The organism is Azospirillum brasilense (assembly GCF_003349955.1).
Taxonomy (GTDB): domain Bacteria; phylum Pseudomonadota; class Alphaproteobacteria; order Azospirillales; family Azospirillaceae; genus Azospirillum; species Azospirillum brasilense_B.
Genome location: NZ_QLKQ01000043.1, coordinates 25,576 through 50,581 on the forward strand (window position 1 = coordinate 25,576; position 25,006 = coordinate 50,581).

The 25,006-nt window shown below is 70.1% G+C and carries 19 protein-coding genes; 7 read left to right on the forward strand and 12 right to left on the reverse strand.

All coding sequences use genetic code 11. The features are described from left to right. The first annotated feature begins 18 nt into the window (after positions 1–18). Together DXK32_RS18965 and DXK32_RS18970 are read left to right on the forward strand one after the other, a co-directional pair. On the forward strand, positions 19–1,308 hold the full coding sequence (locus DXK32_RS18965) for an O-acetylhomoserine aminocarboxypropyltransferase (RefSeq protein ID WP_038528179.1): 1,290 nt from the start codon (positions 19–21) through the stop codon (positions 1,306–1,308). Positions 1,309–1,492: 184 nt separating this feature from the next. Beyond that, positions 1,493–2,170 (forward strand): SPOR domain-containing protein, encoded by a 678-nt coding sequence (locus tag DXK32_RS18970; RefSeq protein ID WP_114859947.1) that lies wholly within the window; start codon positions 1,493–1,495, stop codon positions 2,168–2,170. Between the two features lie 4 nt (positions 2,171–2,174). Here DXK32_RS18970 and DXK32_RS18975 read toward each other — a convergent pair whose 3' ends face one another. Next, entirely contained in the window at positions 2,175–3,389 is a 1,215-nt protein-coding gene (locus DXK32_RS18975; protein WP_114859948.1) for an MFS transporter, read from the reverse strand. Between the two features lie 135 nt (positions 3,390–3,524). Beyond that, positions 3,525–3,839 carry a divalent-cation tolerance protein CutA gene (cutA, locus tag DXK32_RS18980; RefSeq protein WP_114859949.1) on the reverse strand — a complete coding sequence of 105 codons (315 nt, stop codon included), beginning with the start codon at positions 3,837–3,839 and terminating at the stop codon, positions 3,525–3,527. A 92-nt stretch (positions 3,840–3,931) separates the two neighbouring features. Here cutA and DXK32_RS18985 point away from each other — a divergent pair, with 92 nt between their 5' ends. Then, positions 3,932–4,216, forward strand: coding sequence for a hypothetical protein (locus DXK32_RS18985; protein ID WP_114859950.1), 285 nt, complete (start codon positions 3,932–3,934; stop codon positions 4,214–4,216). Between the two features lie 114 nt (positions 4,217–4,330). Next, positions 4,331–4,858, forward strand: a complete 528-nt coding sequence (locus tag DXK32_RS18990) for an isopentenyl transferase family protein (protein ID WP_114859951.1) — start codon at positions 4,331–4,333, stop codon at positions 4,856–4,858. Between the two features lie 15 nt (positions 4,859–4,873). Here the strand turns inward: DXK32_RS18990 and DXK32_RS18995 are convergent, their stop codons facing one another. Next, the gene (locus tag DXK32_RS18995) at positions 4,874–8,224 is read right to left on the reverse strand and encodes a PAS domain-containing protein (RefSeq protein ID WP_114859952.1); all 3,351 of its coding nucleotides are present in this window, start codon (positions 8,222–8,224) and stop codon (positions 4,874–4,876) included. 58 nt (positions 8,225–8,282) lie between these two features. Then, on the reverse strand, positions 8,283–8,585 hold the full coding sequence (locus DXK32_RS19000; RefSeq protein WP_114859953.1) for a hypothetical protein: 303 nt from the start codon (positions 8,583–8,585) through the stop codon (positions 8,283–8,285). Positions 8,586–8,804: 219 nt separating this feature from the next. On the opposite strand from DXK32_RS19000, the gene DXK32_RS19005 reads away from it, so the two are divergent. Then, positions 8,805–10,271 (forward strand): FAD/NAD(P)-binding protein, encoded by a 1,467-nt coding sequence (locus DXK32_RS19005; protein ID WP_114859954.1) that lies wholly within the window; start codon positions 8,805–8,807, stop codon positions 10,269–10,271. A gap of 21 nt (positions 10,272–10,292) precedes the next feature. Here the strand turns inward: DXK32_RS19005 and DXK32_RS19010 are convergent, their stop codons facing one another. Further along, on the reverse strand, positions 10,293–10,784 hold the full coding sequence (locus DXK32_RS19010; protein WP_114859955.1) for a cupin domain-containing protein: 492 nt from the start codon (positions 10,782–10,784) through the stop codon (positions 10,293–10,295). A 155-nt stretch (positions 10,785–10,939) separates the two neighbouring features. Between DXK32_RS19010 and DXK32_RS19015 the strand changes: the two genes are divergently transcribed. Continuing rightward, entirely contained in the window at positions 10,940–11,584 is a 645-nt protein-coding gene (locus tag DXK32_RS19015) for a dienelactone hydrolase family protein (RefSeq protein ID WP_114859956.1), read from the forward strand. Positions 11,585–11,661: 77 nt separating this feature from the next. After that, entirely contained in the window at positions 11,662–12,522 is an 861-nt protein-coding gene (locus DXK32_RS19020; protein WP_114859957.1) for an alpha/beta hydrolase, read from the forward strand. 28 nt (positions 12,523–12,550) lie between these two features. On the opposite strand, the gene DXK32_RS19025 is transcribed toward DXK32_RS19020, so the two are convergent. The 7 genes from DXK32_RS19025 to DXK32_RS19055 form a co-directional block, all read right to left on the reverse strand. Continuing rightward, positions 12,551–14,236, reverse strand: coding sequence for a methyl-accepting chemotaxis protein (locus tag DXK32_RS19025; protein WP_114859958.1), 1,686 nt, complete (start codon positions 14,234–14,236; stop codon positions 12,551–12,553). A 233-nt stretch (positions 14,237–14,469) separates the two neighbouring features. Beyond that, complete coding sequence (locus DXK32_RS19030) at positions 14,470–16,359, reverse strand: response regulator (RefSeq protein ID WP_114859959.1); 1,890 nt, start codon at positions 16,357–16,359, stop codon at positions 14,470–14,472. Between the two features lie 14 nt (positions 16,360–16,373). After that, on the reverse strand, positions 16,374–18,998 hold the full coding sequence (locus DXK32_RS19035; RefSeq protein ID WP_247877233.1) for a hybrid sensor histidine kinase/response regulator: 2,625 nt from the start codon (positions 18,996–18,998) through the stop codon (positions 16,374–16,376). 145 nt (positions 18,999–19,143) lie between these two features. Next, complete coding sequence (locus DXK32_RS19040; RefSeq protein WP_114859960.1) at positions 19,144–21,111, reverse strand: response regulator; 1,968 nt, start codon at positions 21,109–21,111, stop codon at positions 19,144–19,146. 13 nt (positions 21,112–21,124) lie between these two features. Next, positions 21,125–23,236: an ATP-binding protein gene (locus DXK32_RS19045; RefSeq protein WP_114859961.1), complete on the reverse strand. Its 2,112-nt coding sequence runs from the start codon at positions 23,234–23,236 to the stop codon at positions 21,125–21,127. Between the two features lie 33 nt (positions 23,237–23,269). Continuing rightward, a complete protein-coding gene (locus DXK32_RS19050; protein WP_035673230.1) occupies positions 23,270–23,701 on the reverse strand; it encodes an ArsC/Spx/MgsR family protein in 432 nt (143 codons plus the stop codon). A gap of 264 nt (positions 23,702–23,965) precedes the next feature. Beyond that, complete coding sequence (locus DXK32_RS19055; RefSeq protein ID WP_114859962.1) at positions 23,966–24,985, reverse strand: ABC transporter substrate-binding protein; 1,020 nt, start codon at positions 24,983–24,985, stop codon at positions 23,966–23,968. Between the last annotated feature and the right edge of the window lie 21 nt (positions 24,986–25,006).

A 25,006-nucleotide genomic window follows, 5' to 3' on the forward strand; every position in this document is an offset into this window, starting at 1 on the left:
AAAGCAGAGGAAGCCATCATGAGCGAGCAGAAGTCCTTCGGTTTCGAAACCCGCGCCATCCACGCCGGCGCCGCCCCCGACCCCGCCACCGGGGCGCGCCAGACGCCGATCTACCAGACCACCAGCTTCGTCTTCGACGACGTGGACGACGCGGCCTCGCTGTTCAACCTCCAGAAGGTCGGCTTCATCTACTCCCGCCTGACCAACCCGACGGTGTCGGTGCTGGAGGAGCGGCTCGCCAACCTGGAAGGCGGCGCCGGGGCCACGGCCACCTCCTCCGGCCACGCCGCGCAGCTGCTCGCCCTGTTCCCGCTGATGGAGCCGGGCGACGAGATCGTCGCCTCGCGCAAGCTCTACGGCGGCACGCTCAACCAGCTCGGCACCAGCTTCCCGCGCGCCTTCGGCTGGAAGTCCGTCTTCGTGGACACCGACCAGCCGGAGAACGTCCGCGCCGCCATCACCGCGAAGACCAAGGCCATCTTCGTGGAAAGCCTCGCCAACCCCGGCGGCGTGGTCACCGACCTTGAGGCCATCGCCAAGATCGCCGACGAGGCCGGCATTCCGCTGATCGTCGACAACACGCTGGCGACGCCGTACCTGATCAACCCGATCCAGTGGGGCGCCACGCTGGTCGTGCATTCAACCACGAAGTTCCTGTCGGGCAACGGCACCTCGGTCGGCGGCGTGGTCATCGACAGCGGCACCTTCGACTGGGGCAAGTCGGGCAAGTTCCCCGCCCTGTCGGAGCCGGACGCCGGCTATCACGGGCTGAAGTTCCAGGAGACCTTCGGTCATCTGGCCTTCACCATCCACGGCCACGCCGTCGGCCTGCGCGACCTCGGGCCGAGTCAGGCGCCGCTGAACGCCTTCCTGACGCTGAACGGCATCGAGACGCTGCCGCTGCGCATGCAGCGCCACAGCGACAGCGCCCTGAAGGTCGCGCAGTTCCTGGAAAGCCATCCGGCGGTGGGCTGGGTCAGCTACGCCGGGCTGGAATCGTCCAAGTACAACGCTCTGGCCAAGAAGTACCTGCCCAAGGGTGCCGGCGCCGTGCTGACCTTCGGCGTGAAGGGCGGCTTCGACACCGGCGTGAAGGTGGTGGAGAACGTTCAGCTCCTCAGCCACCTCGCCAACATCGGCGACAGCCGGTCGCTGATCATCCATCCCTCGTCGACCACGCACCGCCAGCTCTCGCCGGAAGGCCAGGCCCAGGCGGGCGCCGGCCCGGACGTGCTGCGCCTGTCGATCGGGCTGGAGAGCGTCGAGGACATCATCGCCGACCTCGACCGCGCCCTATCGGCCGCCTGATTGGCCGCCTGATTGGCCGCCGCCTGATGCCGGTTCCCCTCCGCCCGCCGCGGCGTCCGGCCCGGCGGGCGGGGGATACCCCGCAGGAGGTAGGCGTGACGCGAAGGGCTGAGCGCTGGCCGTTCCATTGACCTCCGCAGGTCATAGCACCGACCCTGAGACGAACAGGGCGGGGAAGCGGAGCATGAGCGGACGGCTCAGGCGGGGAATGACGGCGGTCGCGTTTCTGGGGCTGGGCGGTTGCGCGGGCGCGCCGGTGGCGATGACCGCCGCGTCCTTCGCGGTGGACGGAATGCTCTATGTCGGAACCAGCAAGAGCAGCACCGACCACATGCTGTCAGCGATGCTGCAGCAGGATTGCGCGACCTTCCGCGTCCTGAGCCAAGGCTATGTCTGCAAGCCGGTCATCGTGCCGGTGGTCCGCAGCGCCGAGAGTGTGCCGGTCCCCCTTCCGGAAACCGAACCGCCGGCCGTTCCCGCCCCGCCACCGCCCGCGCCGCTCCCAATAACGGCGGAGGTGGAGATCGCCGCGCTTCCAGCCACCGTGTTGCCGCCGATGCCGCGCCCCGCCGAACGGCGCTTTCTCGTGGTCGCGGGCAGCTTTTCGAAGCGTGGACAGGCGGAAGCCCAGCGCGCGCGGCTGAGCCATCCAGAGGCCGACATCGTGGCGGCCGACGTACGGGGCCGGCGCATCCACCGCCTCGTCCTGCCGCCGGAGGACCGCCCGACCGCCCTGCGCCGTCTGGCCGAGATCCGCGCCGCCGGGGTCGGCGACGCCTGGCTTCTGACCTGGACGGGGCGGACGGTGGTGGCCGACCTGCCCGGCGACGCGCCCTACCCCATCCTGCCGGACCAGATGTGAGGCGTCACTCCGCCGCCGCCATCGGGGCCGCCGCCGGCTTGGCCGGAACGTCGCGGTCGCGCGGCAGCAGCAGCGCCGCCGCGAAGGCGACCAGCGCCAGCACCGACAGCGTGGCATAGAGCATGACGAACTCGCCCGTCCGCTCGTAGACCAGGGCGACGAGCTGCACCGCCAGCGGGCCGGCGCCGAAGGACAGGATGAACTTGGCGCCGTAGGCCAGCCCGCGGTGCTTTTCCGGCGTGTAGCGGGCGAGCAGCAGGTTCTCCGCCGGGATCTGCACCTGGGAGGCGACGACGACCAGCGCCGCCGCACCGACCAGCGGCAGGTCGGCGAGGACCGCCACCGCCGCCATCATCGGCACCTGGACCAGCAGGCACAGGGTGTAGATGCGCTTCAGCGGATACTTGTCGGCCAGATGCCCGCCGATGAGCTGCGGCAGGGCGGCGAACAGATAGACCGCCGTCACCACGCCGCCAACGCCCAGCGTGCTGCCGCCCAGCAGGTCGCTCAGCCGCGCCTCGAACAGCTTGGGCAGCACCACCTGCATGGCGTTGAACATCAGCCCGGCGCAGACCATCGTCACCGACAGCACGAAGAAGGCGCGGATCACGTCGCCGCGCGACGCCTTGGGGATTGGCTTCACGTCGCCCTGGCGGTCCTCGACCTTGCCCATGGCGATCAGCAGGGCCAGCACGACGCCCAGCCCCAGGCAGACCGCCCCCGGAATCAGGAAGGCCGAGCGCCAGCCCAGCCACTCGGTCAGGCCGCCGGCCACCACCGCCGCCGAGGCGATCCCGATGGTGCCGAAGATGCCCTGGTAGCCCAGCGCCTTGCCGCGGTTGGTGGCGTTCTTGACCATCCAGGCCATACCCACCGGGTGGTAGATGGAGGAGCCGAGCCCGAGCACCGCCAGCGCCCACAGCAGCGCTTCCGGACCATCGGTCAGGCCGCAGGCGATGGTCCCCGCCCCGGTCAGCAGGAAGAAGACCGCCATCATCCGGCATTCGCTCCAGCGGTCGCCCAGCCAGCCGGCCAGCGGCGCGCCGACGCCGATCATCAGGGCGCCGAGCGTCCACAGCCGGATCAGCTCGTCGTAGGGCAGCTTCCATTCCCGCTCCAATGCCAGGACGACGGTCAGGAACAGGGCCGACACGATGTGCATCAGCGCGTGGCCGATCCAGGAAAAGCCGATCGACAGCCGCGCCGATGTGTCGGTCATGGAAATTCTCCGCATCCGGATGATTTGCGCTTGAAAGCAACCCTTGCGAAACTGGCACGCGGGTCGGAGGCGGTCCAATGCGCCGCCGTCATGGCCGGCATGCGGCGACCGGCCGGCGGACTCAGAGTTCAGGGCTCAGGCGGTCCCGTCGCGCAGCCAGTCCAGATAGGCCGGGTTGCCGCGCCCCACCCTCAGCTCGACCACACAGGGCACATCGTAGCTGTGCAACTCCCGCACCCGCGCGGCCAGCCGCTCGAACAGCTCCGCCCGCGTCTTGGCGATCAGCACCGTCTCATTGGCTTCCTCGATGGCGTCCTGCCAGCGGTAGATGGAGGTCATGCCGTCGAAAATGTTGGCGCAGGCGGCCAGCCGCTCCTCGACCAGCGCGCGGCCGATGCGCCGGGCCTCGTCCCGCGATCCGGCGGTGATGTAGGCGAAGACGAATTCCATGACCGGAGCCTTTCGATGTAGAGTGCCCGAATCTTGCCACAGGCCGCCAGAGCGTGACAGCCGGGCCGCACCATCTTCCGAGGCGACGAACCATGGCCGCACCCCGACGCACCACGTCCCGACGCCGCCCCACCGAGGCGCAGGCGGCGTGGCTGCGCAACGGCCTGGATCAGCCCGGCGGCAAGCTGCCGCTGTTCGACGGCGACGGCCAGCGCGTCAAGCGCCAGACCATCGAAAGCTGCCTGAAGTCTGGCTGGGCCGCGCGCTGGTTCGACAACCCGCTGAAGCCCGACTGGCTGGTCTGCCGCCTGACCGACGCCGGCCGCGCCGCCCTCGCCCCGCGCCCCGCCGCGAAGGAACTCGTCCAGGCGGAATGACCGCCGGACGGGTGACGATTCCCCCTCCGAACACCATGTTGCGGTCCGCGAACGCTCGCGGCCCGACCAAGCTTTGTTTTGCACCAAGCTTTGTTTTCCAACGGTATCAATCCCATGCAGCTTTCCGACCTCGGCCACCGCATTTGCATCCTCGGCCCGTCCAACAGCGGGAAATCCACGCTTGCCGAAGCGATCGCACGGCAGCGCGGCTTTCCCGTCGTCCACCTCGACCGGCTCTACCACGCCCCCAACACGGATTGGCAGCCGCGGCCGACCGACGAGTTCATCGCCCTGCACGACGCGGCCATCGCCGGCGACCGCTGGATCATGGAGGGAAACTATTCACGCTGCATTCCGCAGCGCTTCCAGCGGGCGACAGGCTTGATCTACCTGGACGTGCCCATGCCGCTCAGCCTGCTGCGCTACTTCCGCCGGACCCTGTTCGAGCGGGAACGGCGCGGCGCGCTGGAGGGTCGCCGGGACAGCATCAAATGGGAGATGATCCGCCACATCGCCGTCGCCACCCCGAGAAACCGGGCGCGGAACCTGCGCACCTTCGATCAGGCCGACCTGCCGAAGATACGGATCGACTCCGCGCGGGACCTGAACGCGTGGTACCGGCGCTGGGGCCTCACGCGCTGACGGCCGGACGCCGGTTCACACCGGCACGGCCTTCAACCGCTGGTCCACCGCCGCCGCCAGCTCACGGGGGGTGACCGGCTTGTGGATCACCGTCAGCCCATGGGTGGTGGCGTCCAGCAGGCAGTCCGGTCCCGTCTCCCCGGTCAGGATCACACCCGGAACCCCGGCGCCGTAGCGCTCGCGCACGCGCAGGATCACCTCGGTCCCGATCCGCCCCTCGCGCAGCCGGTAATCGGCGATCACGATGTCGGGGACACGGGTCTGGGCGGACAACCGCTCCATCGCCTGATCGGCGCTGCCCGCCGCCAGCACGGCGTATCCCCATTCCGTCAGGATCAGCTGAAGCCCCATCAGCACGATGGCGTCGTCGTCCACCAGCACGGCGAGACGGCCCTGCCCCGTCCCCGGCGCCGTGCTCCCGGCGTCCGCGACGGCGGTGGCCACCGTTTCTCCCATCGGCACCAGAACCCGGAAGGCCGAGCCCTTGCCCACCGCGGAACGCACCTCCACCGGATGGTCGAGCAGCCGCGACAGGCGCCGCACGATGGCGAGGCCGAGGCCGAGTCCCTGGTTGCGGTCCCGCTCCGGGTTGCCGACCTGATGGAACTCCTCGAAGATCCGCTCCAGATGGTCGTCGGGAATGCCCATGCCGGTGTCCTGGACGACAATGGACAGGAAGCGGCCGTCCGACCGGCACTGCACCCGCACCAGCCCTGTTTCGGTGTAGCGGATGGCGTTCTCGACCAGATTGCGCAGCAGCCGGCCGAGCAGCGTGCGGTCGCTGCGCACCCGCCCGGCGGTGACCTCGACCTGCCAGCCGATGCCCTTGCCGGCGGCGACCGGCGCGTAGGCGGCGCGGATCGGGTCCAGCACCTCCGCCACGTCGAAGTCCTCGAACACCGGCGTCACCACCCCGGCGTCGAGGCGGGACACGTCGAGCAGGCTGTCCAGCAGCCCTTTCAGCGCGTCCAGACCCTGCTCCAGATGGGTCAGGATCTTGGTCCCCGCGGCGGACCCGACATGGGCCGACAGGGCGGCGGTGAAGAAGAACAGCGACTGGAGCGGCTGGCGCAGATCATGGCTGGCCGCGGCCAGGAACTTCGACTTGGCGAGGTTGGCGCGCTCCGCCTCGTCGCGGGCGGCGCGCAGTTCGGCCTCCATCGCCTTGCGCTCGGTGATGTCCTCGGCGACGGTGATGCGGTAGGCCGGCTCCGTGCCGGTGATCCGGGCGAGCGAGGAGGTCACCCGCACCCACACCGCCCCGCCGTCCTTGCGGCGGTAGCGCTTCTCCAGGGCGTAGCTGGACAGGTCGCCGGACAGCAGCCGCTCGATCAGCCGTTCCTCCTCCGGCAGATCGGCCGGATCGGTGATGTCGCGGTAGGTCCGCTTCAGCAGCTCCTCGCGCGGGTAGCCGACGATGTCGCAGATCTTGGCGTTGACGTCGAGAATCCGGCCATCCAACCCCACCCGCTCGATGCCAACCGCCGCCAGCTCGAAGACCGACCGGAAGCGCTCGTCGCTCTGGCGGCGCGCCGTCTCGGCCCGCCGCAGGTCGGTGACCTCCATCACGACGGCGCCGACCGCCGCGACCTCCATCCCCTCATGGACCGGGAACAGGGCGGTCAGCCAGTGGCGCGTCACGCCGGGCTCCCTGGGCGTCTCGCCCACGATCTCGCGGTAGGGAATCGGCTCGCCGGATTCGAACACCCGGTCGATCAGCGGTTCGACGCTGGCGCCGACGACGGGAATCAGATCCGCCAGCGTACGACCCATATGGGCTTCGGCCAGGATGCCGTTGCAATCCGCCAACTGCTCGTTGATGCGGATGTAGCGGCGCTCGCGGTCGAAAAAGGCGAAACCGACCGGCGCGTTCTGCAGCAGGCTGTTCAGTTGCGCCAGCAGGGCGTTCTTTTCCCGGTTGGCGGAGGTCAGAGCCGCCTCCCCCCACTTGCGGGCGGTGGTGTCCTGGAAGAAGACGGCCAGCCCGTCCGGCGACGGGAAGGCGCGCACGGCGAACCAGGATTCGAAGGCCGTGCAATACTCCTCGAACTCGACCGGCGTCTGATCCTGCATGGCGCGGCGGTAGTTTTCACCGAACGCGCTGGCGGACACCTCGGGAAAGACGTCCCACAGGTCTTGGCCGATCAGGTCGCGCCCGCCGGCGATCAGCGTCCGGGCGCGCTCGTTCATGAAGGTGATGCGCCAGTGGCGGTCCACCTCGAACACGCCGTCGGTGATGCTGCCCAGAACGGCGGCCGTCTTGTAGGCCAGCGCGCTGGCCTGCTCCCGCACCTGCTGCTGGCGGGCCAGCTCCTCGGCCATGCCGTCGAAGGCGCGGGCCAGCGTGCCCAGTTCGGACGACTGGTCGGCCACGCCGCTGCGCGCCGTCAGGTCGCCGCCCTTCCAGCGCTCCGCCGTCGCGACCAGCGCCGCCACGGGCCGCCGCAGGAACCGGCTGGCGCCCCACCAGACGGCGAGCAGGGTCAGCAGCAGCACGCCGGCGATGCCGGTCATCGCCTGGATCATCGCACCGCGGATCGGCCCCAGCGCCTCGCCCTTGTCCAGGCAGACGACGACCCCGATGCCGTCCAGGCTTTGGCCGGTCGGCCGGTAGGCGACGATGCGCGGCCGATCGTCCAGCCCGGTCACCTCGGCAATGCCGGGCGCGTCGCGGGACAGCAGCGCGATGACGATGGGGGACAGCGCGCCGCCGTCGCCGCTCTGGTCCGGCGCCATCTGGATTTGCAGAGACGGCACTTGAGCAACCACCCGGTCGCGGCGGTCCACCAGAGTGATCCGCGTGTTGTCGGCCAGCGGCCGCTTGGACAGGAAATCGGCGATCCAGGAGATATCGGTCATCGCCGTCACGACGCCGGCCGCCCGCCCCTCGCCGTCCTGGAAGGCCAGCGCCACCGGCATGGCGGATCGCCCGTCCGTCCGGCGGAAAACATGCTCGCCCAGCGTCATCCGGCCGCTGTCCAGCGCATCGCGGAAATAGTCGCGGTCGGAAATGGAAATCCCCAGCGAGGCGCGGTCGGTCGCGCAACGCACCACCCCGTCGAGCCCGGCGATCACGATGCCGAGATGGCCGGGATACGACGCGCGCAGATCGTCCATCAGCGCCTGACAGGCGGGAGAGCCGGGGGCGCGCACCGGGTCGGCCTTCACCAACGTGCTCAGCACCTGCCGCAGGCCGTCGATCATGCGGTGCTGCTCCGCCTCGAACAGGGCGGCGACATGCAGGGCATCCCGCCCCACCTCGGCCTCCCGCGCGGCGCGCAGGGCCAGCTCGTTCTTCACCTCGATGACGGCCGCCGGAATCATCGCCACGAGGACGAGCAGCAACAGGCGGTGAAGAAGGCTCATGCAAGGCGGCTTTCGGAAAATGATGCCGTGTGACGGTGCGCGAAGCCCGACCGTCCCGTCAACGGGCGCGCGTGGCCTTCCAGGCGCCGGAACGTTCGGCGCCGGCGGCGATGCGGCGGTCGGCGATCTCCGCTTCGTCCACCTCGGCGATCCCGGCGTGCTTCAGGGCGCGCAAAAGAACGCTGCGGACGGTCGTTCCCTCCTCCTCGGCGCGGCGGCGGACGGCGCGCTTGACGCTCTGCGGCACCATGGCGGCCAACTGCACGTCCGGTTCGCGCCGTTCGGAGTCGCGCCGGTCCGACGGGGCCGGCTTGGTGTCGCACGGGATGATGTGGGCGGGTCGGAGGGGGTGGTCGCGCATCGGTCCTGCCGTACATGGTTCGAAGGTGCGAAACCATCCCCGGTTATAGTTAATTTCCTGTTAACCATAAACCTTCCGGCGGTGCCAGGGGTTTGTCCTACGCCGGAATAGCGGTTGACCTGTCCAACCCTGCACCGAAGAGTGGCCGACCGGGCCTTTCGGTACCACGGCACCGGATCACCGCCCCCTTCGCACGGCCAGAGCAGAGGAGCGACGACGTTGTCAGCACGCCCTTCGAAACGCCGCATCGCCATCATCGGGGCCGGCTTCACCGGCAGCGTCCTCGCCGCGCATCTGTTGCGCTCCGTCGATGAGCCGACCAGCCTGCACCTGATCGAACGCACGCCCAGCGTCGGCGCCGGGCTCGCCTACTCCACGCCCAACGCCGCGCATCTGCTGAACGTGCGCGCCTACAACATGAGCGCCTATCCGGATGACCCGCGGCACTTCCTGCGCTGGCTGTGGGCGCAGGACGAAGAGGCACAAGAGGAGGGTGCCGGGGCGGTGCCGCCCAGCGGACACGCCTTCGTCTCCCGCGCCCGCTACGGCGCCTACATCCGGGACGTCCTGCGGGAGGCCGTGGCCAACGCCCCACCCCACGTCTCGCTCACCATGTCGCGGGCGGAGGCGGTGGACATCGCGTCGGACGCACGGGGCACCCGGCTGCGGTTGAGCAACGGCACCAGCCTGTCGGTGGACACGGCGGTCCTGTGCGTCGGCAACTTCGCCCCCTCGCCGCCGCCGGTCCCGGCGCCGGAGGTCTACGCCTCCAGCCGCTACGTGGCCTCGCCCTGGGACTGGCCGGCGCTGGCCGCCATCGCCCCCGACGCGCCCGTGCTGATCCTGGGCACCGGGCTGACCATGGTGGACACCGTCCTGTCGCTGGAGGACCAGGGGCACCGCGGCCCCATTCTCGCTCTGTCGCGCCGCGGCCTGCTGCCCCAGACGCACGAGGAGACGCGGCCCTTCAAAAGCTTCATCCACCCCCAGGTGATGCCACGCACCGTGCTCGACGTGATGATCGCCCTGAAGGCCGACGTCCGCCGCGCGCGGGAGACGGGATTCGACTGGCGGTCGGCCTTCGACGCGCTGCGCCCTTACCATCATCTGATCTGGAGTCACCTGCCGCTGGAGGAGCGGCGGCGCTTCCTGCGCCATGTCCGCCCCTATTGGGAGGTCCATCGCCACCGCATCGCGCCGGAGGTGGCCGCCCGCATCGCCGCCCTCTGCGCGAACGGGCGGCTGACCATCCGCGCCGGCCGCCTTCAGACACTGACCCTCGTGCCGAACGGGGTGCAAGCGACCGTCCGCGCCCGTGGATCGGAGGGAACCGTCTGGACCCGCACCGTCGGCGCCCTCGTCAACGCCACCGGCACCGAATGCGACTTCAGCCGGATCGCCCATCCCCTGGTCAAGGCGCTGCTGACGCGCGGCTTGGCGCGACCCGACCCGCTGCGGCTGGGGCTGGATGTCAGCATGGACGGCGCCCTGATCAGCGAGGACGGTCGGGAGTCGGACCGGCTGTTCGCCCTCGGCCCGGTCAGCCGGCCGCCCTTCTGGGAGATGACCGCGGTGCCCGAGCTGCGCAACCAATGCGCCCAGGCCGCCCGGCACATCGCCGGGCTGCGGCGGTCCGCCCACCCTCTGGCGGAGCCGGCCTTTCTCGGCGCGCGGGCGGTGCCCTGACGGATGGTGTCTCCGCCCCGCTCACCAGGGCGTGCCGTCGCGATGCGCGAAGAGATCGGTCGCGCTGTCGTAGCGCAGATCCTCGTCCGGGTAATGCACCTCGTCCCCCGCGCTGCGATCGCCGACCTCCAGATAGGTCGCCGGCGCCTCGGAGCGGTTGACGAGCTGGTGCCCGTCGGGCTTTCCGGCCGGGAAGCCGGCGCACATGCCGGGACGCAGGACCGTCTCGCCGGCGTCGGTGACCAGGGTCAGCTCGCCGTCCAGCACATAGACGAACTCGTCCTGGCGGGTGTGCCAGTGCCGGAGGGCGGAGGCGGCGCCCGGCTCCAGCCGGGTCAGGTTCACGCCGAAGTTGGTGATTCCCAGCGGGTTGCCCAGCCGCTTGCGCAGGCGCCCGGCGACGGCGGCGCGGAACGGCTCGGGATAGCCGGTGGCGCCGAGCTTCGCCCCGACCGCCGCGGGGTCGAGGACGGGTGCGGTGGGTGAAACAGTGGCGGGGGGCTTGTCTGACAAAGGTGGGTCTCCCTTCACCGGGGAACGATACCGATCTGTGGATTCGGTTCGGGATCGTCATTGTAGGCCATCGGGCACGGACCGACCATCCGACCTGTTGAGCCACCGGCCGGCCACCTCATCGGGGCAAGGCCCAACGAAAGGGGGAAAGGCGCATGGAGACGACGCTCTACATTCCACCGCTCGGTCTTGCTGGGCAATTCGGGGCACCGGCCGGTTTCGCGGCGGCGGTGATCTTCGCCCATGGCACCTCCAGCGGACGGATGAGCCCGCGCAACGCCCGCGTCGCCGCGCGCCTGCGCGAGGCCGGATTCGCCACGCTGCTGATGGACCTGATGACCGAGGGGGAGAAGGCCGACCCGGCCAACCAGTTCGACGTCCACCGCCAGTCCGAACGCCTGCTGCTGGCCGTCCGCCATCTGCGCGCCGCCACCACGGTGGAGCGCAAGCCCATCGGCTTCTTCGGCGCCGGGTCGGGGGCGGCGTCGGCGCTGATCGCGGCCGGGCGCGCCGCGGAGCACGATGGAATCGGCGCCGTGGTCTGCCGCGGCGGGCGCCCCGATCTGGCGGAGGAGTGGCTGAACGCCGTCGCCGCCCCCACCCTGCTGGTGGTGGGCAGCAAGGACGCCCCGGCGCTCGACCTCAACAACGACGCCTTCACCCGGCTGCATTGCACCAAGGCGCTGGAGGTCGTGCCGGGGGCCGGCCGCCTGTTCGAGGAGACGGGGAAGCTGGATCAGGTGGCCGATTCCGCGCGCTCCTGGTTCACCACCCATCTGCTCAAGGCTGCCAACGGCTGAGCGCGGGTCGACAGCGGAAGCGATGCGGGCTACCTCTGGTTTCCCCACCGCACCGCAGCATCCGGATCGGACCGCCCATGCCCCAGCTCGAAATCCTCAGCCGCCTTCCCGCTGGACCGGCCAAGCCGGTGCCCCTGCTGTTCGTCCACGGCGCCTTCTGCGGCGGTTGGATCTGGGACGAGCATTTCCTGCCCTGGTTCGCCGAGCAGGGCTGGGAGGCCCACGCCGTGTCCCTGCGCGGCCATGGCGCCAGCGAGGGGCGGGAGCGGTTGAACAGCTTCGGCATCGCCGACTATGTGGATGATGTTCTGAGCGCGGTGGACGCCTGTTCGGCGCCGCCGGTGCTGATCGGCCATTCCATGGGCGGCATGGTGGTCCAGCGGGCCTTGATCCGCCGCCGCTTTCCGGGGGCGGTCCTGATGGCCTCCGCCCCGCCGCACGGCCTGCTGGAGTCCACGATGCGGCTGGCCTGGAGCGATCCCTACGTGTTCCAGCAGATGGGCATGCTGATGACCTTCTCAAACGGCATCGAGGCGGAGGCGGTGCGCCGCGCCATGTTCTCCGACCGGGTGCCGCTGGAGTTGGCCAAGCGCTACGAGCCGCTGATGCAGGAGGAGTCGCAGCGCGTGCTTCTGGACATCGGCGGCTGGATTCCCTTCCCGCTGCTGCCGGCCCGCGGCGAGCGCGTGGCCGTTCTGGGCGCGGAGGAGGACCGGCTGATTCCCAGGGACCAGGTCGAGGCGACCGCCCGCGCCTTCCGGACGGAGCCGGTGTTCTTTCCGGAGATGGGGCACAGCATGATGCTCGAACCCGGCTGGGAATCGGTCGCCCGCCACGTCGCGGACTGGGTGGAGACGACCGTTCTGGAAAAACCGGCGCCCAAGAAGGCGACCCCGGCAGCGGTCCCGGAGACCGGCACGCGCGCCGCCGCCGACTGACCGCCAGGGCGCCCGCCGGCCCCGCCTTTCACTGCGTGCGCAGGGTCTTCAGGAAGCCGCCGATCTCGCCGTTCAGGGTTTCCGACTGCTGGGCCAGTTGCCGGGACGCCTCCAGCACGGCGTAGGCCATCTTCCCGCACTGCCCGGCGGCGGCGGTGACGCCGGAGATGTCGCGCGCCACGTCGCGCGTGACCTCGGCGGCCTGCTGGACGTTGCGGCTGATCGCCTGGGTCGCCGCCCCCTGCTCCTCCACCGCCGACGCGATGATCGTGGCGATGCCGTTCACCTGCTCGATCACGCGCGCGACCCCGCCGATCTCGGCCACCGCCTCGCCGGTCGCGGACTGGACGCCGGCGACCTGGGCGGCGATCTCCTCGGTGGCGCGGGCGGTCTGGCTGGCGAGGCTCTTCACCTCGCCCGCGACCACCGCAAAGCCCTTGCCGGCCTCGCCCGCGCGGGCCGCCTCGATGGTCGCGTTGAGCGCCAGCAGGTTGGTTTGCGCCGCGATGTCGTTGATCAGGCTGACCACGATGCCGATCCGACCGACCGCCTCGGCCAGCCCGGTCACCTTGCCGGTGGCGCGCTCCGACGCGGTGGCGGCGTCCCGCGCGATGCGCGAGGCGTCGGCGACCCGGCGGCTGATCTCCCCCACCGAGCCGGACAGCTGCTCCGTCGCCACGGCGACGGTCTGTACGTTGACCGAGGTCTGCTCCGTCGCCGCCGCCACCGTGCCGGCCAGCCGGTCGGTCTGCCCGGCGGCACGGGTCATCTCCTGGGCTTCGTGCTCCATCGCCTCGGTTTCGTGCGACACCGCCTTCATCACCTCGCCGACGCTCCGCTCGAACCGTTCGGCAAGGCCGGCGAGGGTGCGGCGCTTGTCCTCCTCCGACCGGCGCAGCGCGGCGGCCTGATCGGCCTCCAGGCGCTTCTTCTCCGCGGCGTTGCTCAGGAACACGCGGGCGGCGCCGGCCATGGCGCCGATCTCGTCGCGGCGGGTCGCCTCGGGAAAGGCGACGGAAAGGTCGCCGTCCGCCAGGGCGTGCATGCGGGTGCTGAGGCTGCGGATCGTGGCGCTGAGCCGCACGCCGACCAGCGCGATCAGGCAGACCGCCGGCACCGCCAGAAGACCGGCCACCACCAGAACCGTCCACAGCGTGCTCAGGAAGGCGCCGCGGATGTCGTCGATGAAGACGCCGGTCCCGATGTAGATGCCCCAGGGCTGAAAGATCTTGATGTAGGACAGCTTCGCCGCCGTCTCGTCGCTGTTCGGGGCGACGTTCCAGAAGTAGCCGTAGGTGCCTTCCCCCGACGCCTTGGCGATGCGCGCCATGTCCATCAGGATCGGCGCGCCCTTGGTGTCCTTGACGCCGGACACGTCCTGCCCCATCAGCTTCGGGCTGGGATGGGCGAAGCCGAAGCCGTCCAGAGTGATCGCGAACAGATACTCCTGCCCGCCGTAGCGCATCCCCAGAAGGGACCGCTTGAAGCGGGCCTGCGCCTCCTCCCGCGTGATCTGACCGGCGGCGGCCTCCGCCTCATAGGTGGCGGCCATGCTGTGGGCGGCTTCCACCATGAAGCGCAGGGATTGGACGCGGTCGGCGTGCATGCGCTGGTAATTCAGCCAGAGCCCGGCACCGACGATGGCCGCCGACGCGATGCTCGCCAGAGCCACCAATCCCCAAAGCTTCGAGCGGATGGACACATTATCGAACATGACAACCTTCCCGACAAATCCGCGCCGATGGGCGGTGGCACGCGTGAGCGTTTCCATGCCGGAATGCTATCGAAGCAATCCTAACTCATTTGTTAATAGTTTTATTTAATTTCGTTCAAAGAAATTCGAACAACTTCAGAGCAACCATCGAGATTGTTTTGGTGTCGCATCCCGAAAATAGATAACTCAAAGGAGACACAAAAGAATGCCGCAACCAGCTTTGGTTGCTCCGCTCACGCGCCGGGGGCCGATTTCTGCGTCAGGACGAGAAAAACCTTTTCCTCGAGCTGCTCCGGGGTGAAGGGCTTGGCGATGTAGGCGCTGACGTTGTGGGCCAGCGCCCGCTCCACCGCCTTCAGGGTGGCGAGCGCCGTCACCATCAGGAAGGGCAGATCGCGCCGCACCTCGCGCACCCGGCGCAGCACGTCCAGGCCGCTGGCCTTCGGCATCATCCAGTCGCAGACGATCAGGTCGTACGCCCCGTCCCCGGCCAGCCGGAGCAGCGCCTCCTGGCCGTCCGACGCCGTGTCGATGTGGCCGATGCCGAGGTCGCGCAGCACCGACTCGACAAAGTGCCGCGGCCCGTCCTCGTCGTCGACGACCAGAACGCGGATGGCACCGAGGTCGATGAAGGGCACGCCGATCACCCCCAGCGCCCCGCGCATCCAGGAGGCGCGGGCCGAGCGCTCCTTGCCGCCCGTGGCGCCCAGCAGGAAGGAGCGCACGAAGCGCGGCCGGTGCACCTGCCGGTACAGCGCCTTGGCGACCGCCGCCCGGCTCTTGCCGCGGCAGAAGGCGCCGTCGCCGGCCAGCCGCACCATCTCCAGCACCGTGTCGGGGTTCGGCTCGTCCTTGCCCTGAAGGGGGCTCAGCAGGCGCTGGGTGCGGATGAAGGCGTTCTGGATCTCGTCGATCTGCCCGGCCATATGGTCGCGGGCGTCCTCCGCGAAGGCGCTGTCGAGCACGAGCTTCTGGACCTCCGACAGCCCCTTCAGCTTCTCGGTCTTCTCCTTCCAGCAGTCGAGCAGGCGCCCGGCGAAATCCCGCCCGTCGAAGAACTGGGTCAGATAGCCGTTCACCGCCCGCTCGGCGCTGGGCGACAGCGGCATCCTCTGCAGGACGAACAGGATGCGGAGCTTCTGCATCAGCGTCCGCCCCTTGGTGATCTCGGGAAGCGTGTCCTCGTTGACGAGCAGAGCGCTGCGCCGCTGGAGCGCCGCCTCCGTCCGGGCTCCGCCGAAATAGCCCTCCCCCGTGCGCAGCCGCTGCGACACCTGGCTCAGCGCCATGATCTCCCGCTGCACCGCCTCCACGCCGAACAGGTCGCCGGCGCTGGTGATGGTGAAGCGGTCGGGCTTCGACAGTTCGCGGCGCAGCGCGACGATCAGGCTGTCGCTCAGCACCGGCATGGCCGTGCGGCGCACCAGGGTCTCCAGCCCCCGGAAGACCGGCGGCGCCTCGTCCGACAGCGGCTTGTCCCCGGCGATCAGCGTCACGATCATGTCCACCCGGTCCACGAAGAGCGCGTCCAGGGAGCAGGAGGCGGTGCCGGTGTCGCTGCGCAGGATCTCGCCGAGCAGCCGGTCGAGCGGCGCCAGCGCGTCGGCGTCCTCCAGCCCGTCCGCCAGCTCCAGCAGGAGCCGCGCCTTCTCGGCGAAGCTGCGGCCCTGGTACAGGTGCGTGGTCAGCGCCGCATCGACCATGAAGCGCCCGGTGAAGGCGTCGCGGGCGGCGATCAGCCGCTCCGCCGTCGCGGCGTAGGTGGCCGGCGTCAGGTCCGGCGGCTGGGCGTCCTTCAGCCTCTCGCGGGTCACCCGGGCGACCTCGTTGACCAGGGCGGTCAGCGCGCCCTTGCGGTCCATCGCCCGTTCCGCCTGCTGCAGGATGGCGACGAAGGTCGGGATGTTGGACAGGCTCTGCTGGTGGCGGGGGGAATGCAGAAGCTCGGTCGGAGTCAGCGCGTTCTCGTCGAAATAGCGCTGGCAGTGCCGGCCGATGCTGTCGCGGCCCTGCGGGGTGTAGAAGTCCTCCGGGGTCCGGCAGACGGCGGTGTCGCCTCCGCCATCCGTGTCCAGGTCACGGCCGCTGTCCCGGCCGTCCGCGATGCTCTGGTCCGATGCCATGCCCTAACCCCGTCTCATTCGGCCAGCAATTCCCGCACCGCCTCGATCAGGCGGTCCGGGGCCACTGGCTTCATGACGATGCGGCGGCCCGGCTGTGCCGTCATGTCCGCCGCCGTCTCGTGGGACGCATAGCCGGTCAGGAAGAGGATGCGCAGCTCCGGGTTGCGCTCCGCCAGGGCGCGGCTCAGCTCCAGCCCGTTCATGCGGGGCATGGACATGTCGGACACCACGGCGTCGAACAGCCCGCCGCATTCGTCCCAGCGCTCCAGCGCGTCCAGCCCGTCCACCGCCTCCGTCACCGTGCAGCCGGCCTCCTCCAACGCCAGACGGACATAGGTGCGCACGGAGTCCTCGTCGTCCACCAGCAGGATCGCGGCCCCCTCGTCCTCGCCCAGCCCCAGCCCGTCCACCGGCGAACCGGCCTGGACGGGAGCGGGAACGGCGGGCAGATGGATGGAGAAGACGCTGCCCCGGCCGTCCGGCCCGGCCTCCATCTCGACCGTCCCTCCGGCCTGCCGGGCGGTGCCGTAGACCATCCACAGGCCGAGGCCGGTGCCCTTGCCCGGCTCCTTGGTGGTGAAGAAGGGCTCCCAGATGCGGTCGCGCACCGCCTCCGGCACGCCGCAGCCCTCGTCGATGACGCGGATCACGGCGTAGCGGCCGTGCGCCAGCGCGCCATGGCGCTCGAAGAAGGCGCCGTCCGGAAGGGCGCTGTCCAGAGCGATGGTCAGCCGCCCGCCGTCCGGCATGGCGTCGCGCGCGTTGAGGGCGAGGTTCAGGAGGGCCTGGTTCAGCATCACCGGGTTCGCGACGGCGTGGGCGTCCCCGTCGCCGATGCGGATGTCCAGATCGATTCCGGCGCTCATCAGCGGCTTCAGGAAGACCTTCAGATCGCGCACCAACGGCGCCAGCGCCACCACCTCCGTCTCGTCCGACGGGCGGCGGCGGGAGAAGTCGAGAAGCTGGGCGGTCAGCGCGGCGGCCCGGTCGGACGCCTTGGCGATCTCCCGCACGCAGGTGGTGACGCGCCCCGGATCGTCCGGCGCCCGCTCGGCCAGCCGGGCGAAGCCGCCGATGGCGGTCAGCATGTTGTTGAACTCGTGGGCGATGCCGCCGGCCATGCGACCGACCGCCTCCATCTTCTGCGACTTCTGAAGCTCCGCCTCGGCGCGGCGGCGCTCGGTCACGTCGTTCAGCACCAGGAGAACCGCCGCCTCCCGCTGGTAGACCGCGGGAAAGGCGCCGATCTCCACGTGGCGCTGCTCACCCGACGGGCGGGCGATCGCGCATTCCACCCGCTGGTGGTCGCCCTCGGCGCCCAGCCCCAGCCGCGTCGTCACCGTCTCCGCCTCGACGATGAAGCGGTTGAGGTTCAGCCCCTCCAGCCCGCCGCTGCCGTCCACCCCGAGGATGGACGCCGCCGCGGCGTTGCCGAAGCGGATGGCCCGGCGGTCCCAGAGGACGATGCCGTAGGGCGCCAGCTCGACCAGCTGGCGGTAGCGCTTCTCGCTCTCGCTGAGCGCGCTGACGGTGGCCTCCAGCCGCTCCGTCTGACCGGCGAGCTGCTCCTCGCGCCGCTTCAGCTCGGTGATGTCCATCAGGATCTTCACGATGCCGCCGGAGCCGGTAGCGTGCTCGCTGATGCGGTACCAGCGCCCGTCGGACAGGCGGCCGTCCACCGGATCGGTGTGCAGCAGATGGCGCTTCATCCGCTCGGCGATCCAGTCGGCCATCTCGCGGTCGTCGCCCTCATACCCGCCGCGCTCGGCGCCGGCGCGCAGGATGTCCTCGAAGGCGGTGCCGGGCACCAGCACGTCGGCCAGATTCGGGTAGGCGCTGCGGTAACGCTCGTTGCAGAAGATCAGCCGGTCGTCCGGGCTGAACAGCACGAAGCCCTCGGAGATGCTAGACAGCGCGTCGTGCACCACCGACTGCATGAAGCGCGCCTCGACCAGGGCCAGCGTCTCGGCGGTCGTCTCGATGCCAGTGCCGCGGTAGCCGGCGAACCGCCCGTCCGCGTCGGTGAAGGGCTGGGCGCTGATGCGGAAGACACGGGTGTCGCCCGCCCCGTCGCGCAGCGTGACCTCCAGGTCGCGGAAGGCCCGCCCGGCCTCGATGTCGGCCAGATGATCCAGCCAGGTGTCGGTATCCTCGACCAGCGCGCCGAGGTCGAGCAGCGAATCGCCGAACACCGGCGCCGGATCACCGCCGAGAAGCTCCGGCAGCCGTTCGGACACGTAGGTGTAGCGGTGGTCGGGGGCGCTTTCCCAGAACCAGTCGGACGCCGCCTCGGCGAAATCGCGGAAGCGCTGGCGGCTGCCGGCCAATTCCTCGTTGGCGGCGCGCAGCAGGCGGGCGGAGCGGTCCAGGGCGGCCGCCGCGGCGCGGGCGCGGCGCACCGACAGCACGGCCAGCGCCGCCATCGCCAGCGTCATCACGCCGAGCGGCAGCATCAGCCGGTCGCGCCCCTCCTCCGGCATCATCACGGCCAGCAGGCCGGCGGCGCCGAGCATGAGGAACAGCAGGTCGGTCAGCCCGCCCAACCCGCGGCGCGCCGCCGCGTCCCCGCCCGGCCGGGCGGCACGGACGTCGAGGTCGGTGTCGGTGGGGGGCAGCCCGCCCCGGCCGGAAAGATCCACGGAGCCCCGCTCCATCGTCATGGGTGTACCGCCGCGCAAGGCGCGATCTGCATAGACCCGTAATAGGAGGGGAGCCGTTAACAGCCGGTTTCGCTGTTCGCCTTCGTACGAACGGATTCTACCGTGAGCATACGATTTCCACCGCTCAGCGCCGGTTCACCAGAACCAGGATCTTCTCCTCGAGCTGTTCGGGAGAAAAGGGTTTGGCGATGTAGGCGGTGACGTCGTGGGCCATGGCCTCTTCGACCGCGATGATGGTGGCGAGCGCGGTGACCATCAGGAAGGGCATGTCGGGACGCACCGCACGGACCAGCTTCAGGAACTCCAGCCCCGACAGGCGCGGCATCTTCCAGTCGCAGACGATGAGGTCGAAGGCGCCCTGCCGCTCCTCGAACAGGGTCAGCGCCTCGCGCCCGTCCTGGGCGATGGTCAGCTCGGTGATGCCGAGGTCGCGCAGGATCATCTCGACGTAGCCGCGTGCGGCCGGCTCATCGTCGGCCAGCAGGACGCGCAGCGTGTTCATGGCGCGCATCGGCAGGCCGGCGTCGGCCAGCGTGGCGAAGAACTGGGCGAAGCGCTCGGCCCGCTGCTCCGTCGCGTCCTTGCAGCGGGCGAGATAGCCGCGCAGGAAGGCGGTGGAGCGGACATGGTGCCCGACCAGCTCGCGCGCCGCCGCCACGCACTTCCCCTCGGTGAAGGCGCCCTCCGCGAGCAGGCTGGCGAACTCCATGACCTCGTCGACGTGGGGCGGGCGGTCCTTGGCGATGCGGGCGAAGACCTTGTTGGTGCGCAGAAACGTGTTCTGGATCTCGTCCAGCATGCGAACGTAGCGTTCGCGCAGGCCGTCCGGCAGGGTGGAACGCGCCACGCGCCGTTGCAGGTCGGCCAGAGCCTTGATGCGGGCGCGCGGCGTGCGGGCCGTCTCGAACAGGCGCTGGGTGAAGTCGCGGGCCTCGAGATGCCGGCGCAGGTGGGCGACGATCATGCGCCGGCTGCGCTCCCCCGACACCGCCCCCTCGAAGGACAGGAGATCGACGATGCGGGCGTAGTGGCTCTTGGCGTGCAGCACCGCCTCCAGCCGCGCGCCGGACAGCAGCAGCGCCACCCGCCGGTCGATCAGCCGGGTCGTGCGCTCGCCGCCGATCACCCCGCCCTTCACCGTCAGGCGCGCGGCGAGGAGGCTGATCGCCGACAGCTCGTCCAGCACCGCCGCCACGCTGTTCGGCTCCGCCTTGGTGCCGGACAGCGGCGCGTCGCCGAGCAGGGCGTGGTGAACCCCGGCCTCCAGCCCCAGCCGGGCGGCGCGCGCCTGATGGCGGGCGACGAAGGCGGACAGGCGGTGCAGCACCGCCGGGGCGTCGGGGTGCGACGGCGCCTCGCCCCGCCAGACCATCGCCATGGCGTCGAGCATGCCGCGCAGCCCGTCGGCCCAGCCGAACAGCGCCTCGACCACCAGCCCGTTGGCGAGCATCTCCCCGACGATCTGGTCGAGGATGGCGATGCCCTCGCCAGACAGCCCATCACCGGACAGCCCGTCCCCGTCGAGCGACAGGATGCGCACCAGCCGAAGTTCGTGGTTGCGCCCCTCCCCCACCCAGGCGGACAGCCAGCAATCGATGGTGTGGCGTCCGGCGAATCCCGGCGTCCGCGCCATGGTCTGGGCCACGGTGGCGGCAAACTGCTTGGCGTCGATGGACAGGGAGGTGCCGCTGTGGGCGCGCCGGGCGGTGACGGCCAGAACCTCCTGTTCCAGCCGCTTCAGCTCCTCCAGCCGCATGGCGGGGGAACGGCGTCCGGGGCGGGACTGCCGCTGGGCCACCCGCTCCAGCACCTGGACGCGGCGCGGCCAGTCGAGGAAGGAGCGTTGCGGTTCCACCTTGTGCAGGAATTCGGTGGGGGTGATGCCGCGCGCCTCCAGGAATTCGGCCAGCTCCTCCGCGATCAGGAATCGCGCGGCGGGGGTGAAGACCTCCTCGACCCGGACGCAGACGGCGGACTCCGCCGACTCCTCCGGCGCATCGCCGCTCAGCTCGCCAAGGAGCGCGTCGACGTCGTAGGCGCCGATGGGAATGCCGTCGGTCGACAGGGTGGCGGACGGGGGAACGGCGTTCATCGATGCCCCGCCATCAGATCAGCAACGCGTGGATCGTGTCGGCCAGCTCGTCCGGGTTGATCGGCTTGCGCAGGAAGACGGTGCGGCGCCCGCCCGACTTCGGGTCGGCCAGCAGATCGTCCAGGCTTTCCGTTTCCGGCGGGTAGCCGGACATCAGGACGGTCGGCAGGTCCGGATTCTCCCGGCGCAGCGTGCGCGCCACAGACGCCCCGCCGAGCTGCGGCATCACGAGGTCGGTCACCAGCAGGTCGAAGGCGCCGCCATGGTCGGCGTAGGCGCGCAGGGCCTCGGTGCCGTCGGCGGCGCAGACCACCCTCATCCCCATGTCCTCCAGCGTCAGGCGGATGAAATCGCGCACCTGCGCCTCGTCCTCGACCAGCAGGACGGTGGCGGCCATCGACAGCCCCTCCATCTCGTCGTCCTCCGCGTCGAGGAGGAACGCGTCGTCCAGGCCGAAGGCGTCCAGGCCGGGGGCGTCCGCGTCCTGCGGTTCCGCGACCTCCTCCGTCGGGAAGCGGAGCGTGAAGACGGTGCCGCGCCCCAGTTCCGTGTCCACCTCGACGTCGCCGCCGGCCCGCGCGACCGTGGAATAGACCAGCGCCAGCCCCAGCCCGGTCCCGGCCCCCGGCTCCTTGGTGGTGAAGAAGGGTTCGAAGATGCGGTCGATCACCGCCGGGTCGATGCCGCAACCGGTGTCGGCAACGGTGATGGTGACTCCAAGATCGTCCGTCCGCTCCGCCGCGATGGTGATCGGCCCGCCCTCCGGCATGGCGTCGCGCGCGTTGAGCACGAGGTTGAGCAGCGACTGGTGCAGCAGGGCCGGGTCGATGGTCACCGCCGCCCCGCCGCCCGCGCCGCCGATCCGCAGCGGGTGGCGCTCGCCCAGCGTCGGGCCGAGGAAACGGCGCAGATCGTCGATCACCGCGCCGACGCGCACGGGACGCGCCGCGTCGGTCTGGCCGGGCCGCCCGAAGCTGAGAAGCTGGGCGGTCAGGCCGGAGGCGCGGTCGGTCGCCTTGACGATCTCGGTCAGGCACTGCTCGACCCGCGGGCGGTCCTGCGGGGCGCGGCGGGCCATCTGGGCGAAGCCGCCGATGGCCGTCAGCATGTTGTTGAACTCGTGGGCGATGCCGCCGGCCAACTGGCCGATGGCCTGCATCTTCTGCGCCTGCTGGATGGCGCGTTCCGCCTGCTTGCGCCCGGTGATGTCGGTGAGGACGAGGAACCACGCCGCCTCTCCCTCGACCGCGAAGGGGTGAATGCCGACCTCAAGCTCGCGCAGGGCGCCCTGCGCGGTGACGAAGCGGGCCTCGACCGGCGGCGGGGCTTCCAGGCCGCTGCCGGGCGGGGGCAGCCAGTCGAACAGGCGCTGCACCCCGTCGAACTCCGTCGCCTCGACCAGCGGGATGCGCAGCATGGCCTCGGGATCGCCGTTGCCCAGAATCAGCGCGGCGGAGCGGTTGGCGAAGCGCAGCCGCAGCCCATCCCAGATCAGGATGCCGTAGGGCGCCATCTCGACCAGCCGGCGGTAGCGCGCCTCGCTGTCGGCCAGCGCCTCCTCGTGGCGCTTCAGTTCCGTGATGTCGGTGAGGATCTTGACCACGCCGCCGAAGCGCGTGGCGTGCTCGCTGATGCGGTACCAACGCCCGTCGCCGAGCTGATGGTCGGTCGGCGGCCCGCTGCGGATGTGGCGGTTCAGCCGCTCGGCGATCCAGTCGGACGGGTCGCCCAGATCGTCGCCGGCGGCCCCCCGCTCCACCGCGACGCGCAGCAGATCGGCGAAGCGGACGCCGGGAACCAGATGGTCGGACAGCAGCGGGTAGGCGGCGCGGTAGCGGTCGTTGCACAGCACCAGCCGTCCGTCGGCGCCGAACAGCACGAAGCCTTCGGACACGCAACCGATGGCGTCGGACAGCAGGGAACGGAAATGCGCCTCGCCCGGCCCCTGGAAATCGTCGGGAACCGGGTCGTCCAGGGCCGCCGAAAGCCGGTCGCGCAGAGCGCGCAATGGTTCCCGAAGATCGTTCAGCGCGCCGGGCGGCGCGGCGGAGAGCCGCGCGCCCAGGCTGGTGAGGAGTTCCGCAAGCTCTTGGTCGGGCCGGTCCATAACCCGGCATTCAACCATCAGCCCCCATCTCCCCGCCAGTTGATTCCGCGCTCAGCCCTGCTTCGGGAAATGGTGATGTCCGTGGTCGCAGACGCCGCGCGAATGCTTGTCGTCGCAGCTTTCGCCGGAGGCGGTCAGGCCGATCCAGGCGTGCAGCGTGTTGGGGTCGAACCCGGCCTTGCGGTCCGCCCCGACCTGGAGCAGCGGGCGGCGGATCAGGTCGCGGTCGGCCAGCAGGGCGGCCAGTGCCGACTCCTCGTCCAGCTCGTCGGGCTTCACGGCGCCGGTCTTGACCGCTGCGGCGCGCCGGTTGAACCAGTCCTCGACCGGACGGTCCTCGAAGAAGGGGCGCAGGGTTTCGGCGGTGAGGGGCTCGGCGGCCAGATCGCGCTCCACCAGCGTGTGGCCGGCGGCCTGGAGCTGAAGCTTCTGCTTGGCGTTGGCCGTGCAGCCGGACAGACCGTAAAAGATCACTTCCGTCATGGGGTTGGTGCTCCGCATCGAAACAGGACGAATTAGGTCCAGTCTACCGGCGCGGAGACCGGGGGTGCCGGTGACGGAATGTCGCACCCCCGGATTGTCGAACGGATCGGCTGTTCGCGAAAAATCTCATTCGATGAAATCAACCCTCTCCCCTCTGGGGAGAGGGTGGCCCGAAGGGCCGGTGAGGGGGTTGCGCATGGAGGTATGTTCGGCAAAAGCACAACCCCCTCACCCTAACCCTCTCCCCAGAGGGGAGAGGGAACTTTACTTGATGCGCTTCAGCGAGTCCTCGACGTAGGCGTTGGTGTAGGTCTTGGACAGGTCGATGTCCGTCGCCGCCACGGCCTTGTCGAAGGCCTTCAGCACCTTGTAGGCGGCCTCCGCCCCTTCCTGGGAGAAGCGGCCATCGGGCGAATAGGTCGGCTTCGAATGCTCGAACGCCTGGGCGTAGAGCGTCTGGTTGCCGAGGAAGTATTCCGGCGGCAGGACCTTCAGCACATCCTCGGTCTTGGCCTGATCCAGCCACTTCAGCGTCCGCACGAAGACGTCGACCAGCGCCTGGGTCGTCTTCGGGTTCTCCTTGATGAAGGCCGGCGTGGTGTAGAGCACCGCCGCCGGATACGGCCCGCCGTAGGTGTCCAGCGTGCCCTTTTCCGTCCGGGTGTCGGCGATGGTGCTGACGTCGCCGTCGGCCTCCAACTGGCTGATCACCGGGTCGAGGTTGGCGATGGCGTCGATCTCGCCGCGCTTCACCGCGGCCACCGCGCTGGGGCCGCCGCCGACACCGATGAAGGACACGTCTTCCGGCGTCATCCCGTGCTGGGTCAGCAGGTAGTTGACCATGAAGTTGGTCGAGGAGCCGGGGGCGGTCACGCCGATCTTCTTGCCCTTCAGCTCCTTGATCGATTTGATCGTGCCGGCCTTGTTGACCGCGGCCAGGACGATGCCCGGATAGCGGCCCAGCAGGGCGACGGCGGTGATCGGCTGGCCCTTGGCCTGCATCTGCACCGTGTGGTCGAAGGCGCCCGTCACGATGTCCGCGGAACCCCCGACCAGCGCCTGGAGGCTCTTGGCACCACCGCCGAAGTCGTTGATCTCGACGTTCAGCCCGGCCTCCTTGAAGTAGCCGAGCCGCTCCGCCACCGTCAGCGGCAGGTAATAGAGCAGCGGCTTGCCGCCGACCGCCAGCTTCAGGTCCTTCTTCTCGACCTGCTGGGCGTTCGCCCCGCCGATCCCGAAGGCCAGGACCACCGCCGCGGCGGCGATCACGCTTTTCATACGCATGGCTTCCCTCCCAGGTTTCTT

Excerpts from the sequence above, each read along its gene's own strand:
- DXK32_RS18990 (WP_114859951.1), top strand. The coding sequence starts at position 4,331 with ATGCAGCTTTCCGACCTCGGCCACCGCATTTGCATCCTCGGCCCGTCC.
- cutA (WP_114859949.1), bottom strand. The coding sequence starts at position 3,839 with ATGGAATTCGTCTTCGCCTACATCACCGCCGGATCGCGGGACGAGGCC.
- DXK32_RS19055 (WP_114859962.1), bottom strand. The coding sequence starts at position 24,985 with ATGCGTATGAAAAGCGTGATCGCCGCCGCGGCGGTGGTCCTGGCCTTC.
- DXK32_RS19040 (WP_114859960.1), bottom strand. The coding sequence starts at position 21,111 with ATGAACGCCGTTCCCCCGTCCGCCACCCTGTCGACCGACGGCATTCCC.
- DXK32_RS18985 (WP_114859950.1), top strand. The coding sequence starts at position 3,932 with ATGGCCGCACCCCGACGCACCACGTCCCGACGCCGCCCCACCGAGGCG.
- DXK32_RS19050 (WP_035673230.1), bottom strand. The coding sequence starts at position 23,701 with ATGACGGAAGTGATCTTTTACGGTCTGTCCGGCTGCACGGCCAACGCC.
- DXK32_RS18975 (WP_114859948.1), bottom strand. The coding sequence starts at position 3,389 with ATGACCGACACATCGGCGCGGCTGTCGATCGGCTTTTCCTGGATCGGC.
- DXK32_RS18965 (WP_038528179.1), top strand. The coding sequence starts at position 19 with ATGAGCGAGCAGAAGTCCTTCGGTTTCGAAACCCGCGCCATCCACGCC.
- DXK32_RS18970 (WP_114859947.1), top strand. The coding sequence starts at position 1,493 with ATGAGCGGACGGCTCAGGCGGGGAATGACGGCGGTCGCGTTTCTGGGG.
- DXK32_RS19015 (WP_114859956.1), top strand. The coding sequence starts at position 10,940 with ATGGAGACGACGCTCTACATTCCACCGCTCGGTCTTGCTGGGCAATTC.
- DXK32_RS19025 (WP_114859958.1), bottom strand. The coding sequence starts at position 14,236 with ATGTTCGATAATGTGTCCATCCGCTCGAAGCTTTGGGGATTGGTGGCT.
- DXK32_RS18995 (WP_114859952.1), bottom strand. The coding sequence starts at position 8,224 with ATGAGCCTTCTTCACCGCCTGTTGCTGCTCGTCCTCGTGGCGATGATT.
- DXK32_RS19020 (WP_114859957.1), top strand. The coding sequence starts at position 11,662 with ATGCCCCAGCTCGAAATCCTCAGCCGCCTTCCCGCTGGACCGGCCAAG.
- DXK32_RS19045 (WP_114859961.1), bottom strand. The coding sequence starts at position 23,236 with ATGGTTGAATGCCGGGTTATGGACCGGCCCGACCAAGAGCTTGCGGAA.
- DXK32_RS19030 (WP_114859959.1), bottom strand. The coding sequence starts at position 16,359 with ATGGCATCGGACCAGAGCATCGCGGACGGCCGGGACAGCGGCCGTGAC.
- DXK32_RS19000 (WP_114859953.1), bottom strand. The coding sequence starts at position 8,585 with ATGCGCGACCACCCCCTCCGACCCGCCCACATCATCCCGTGCGACACC.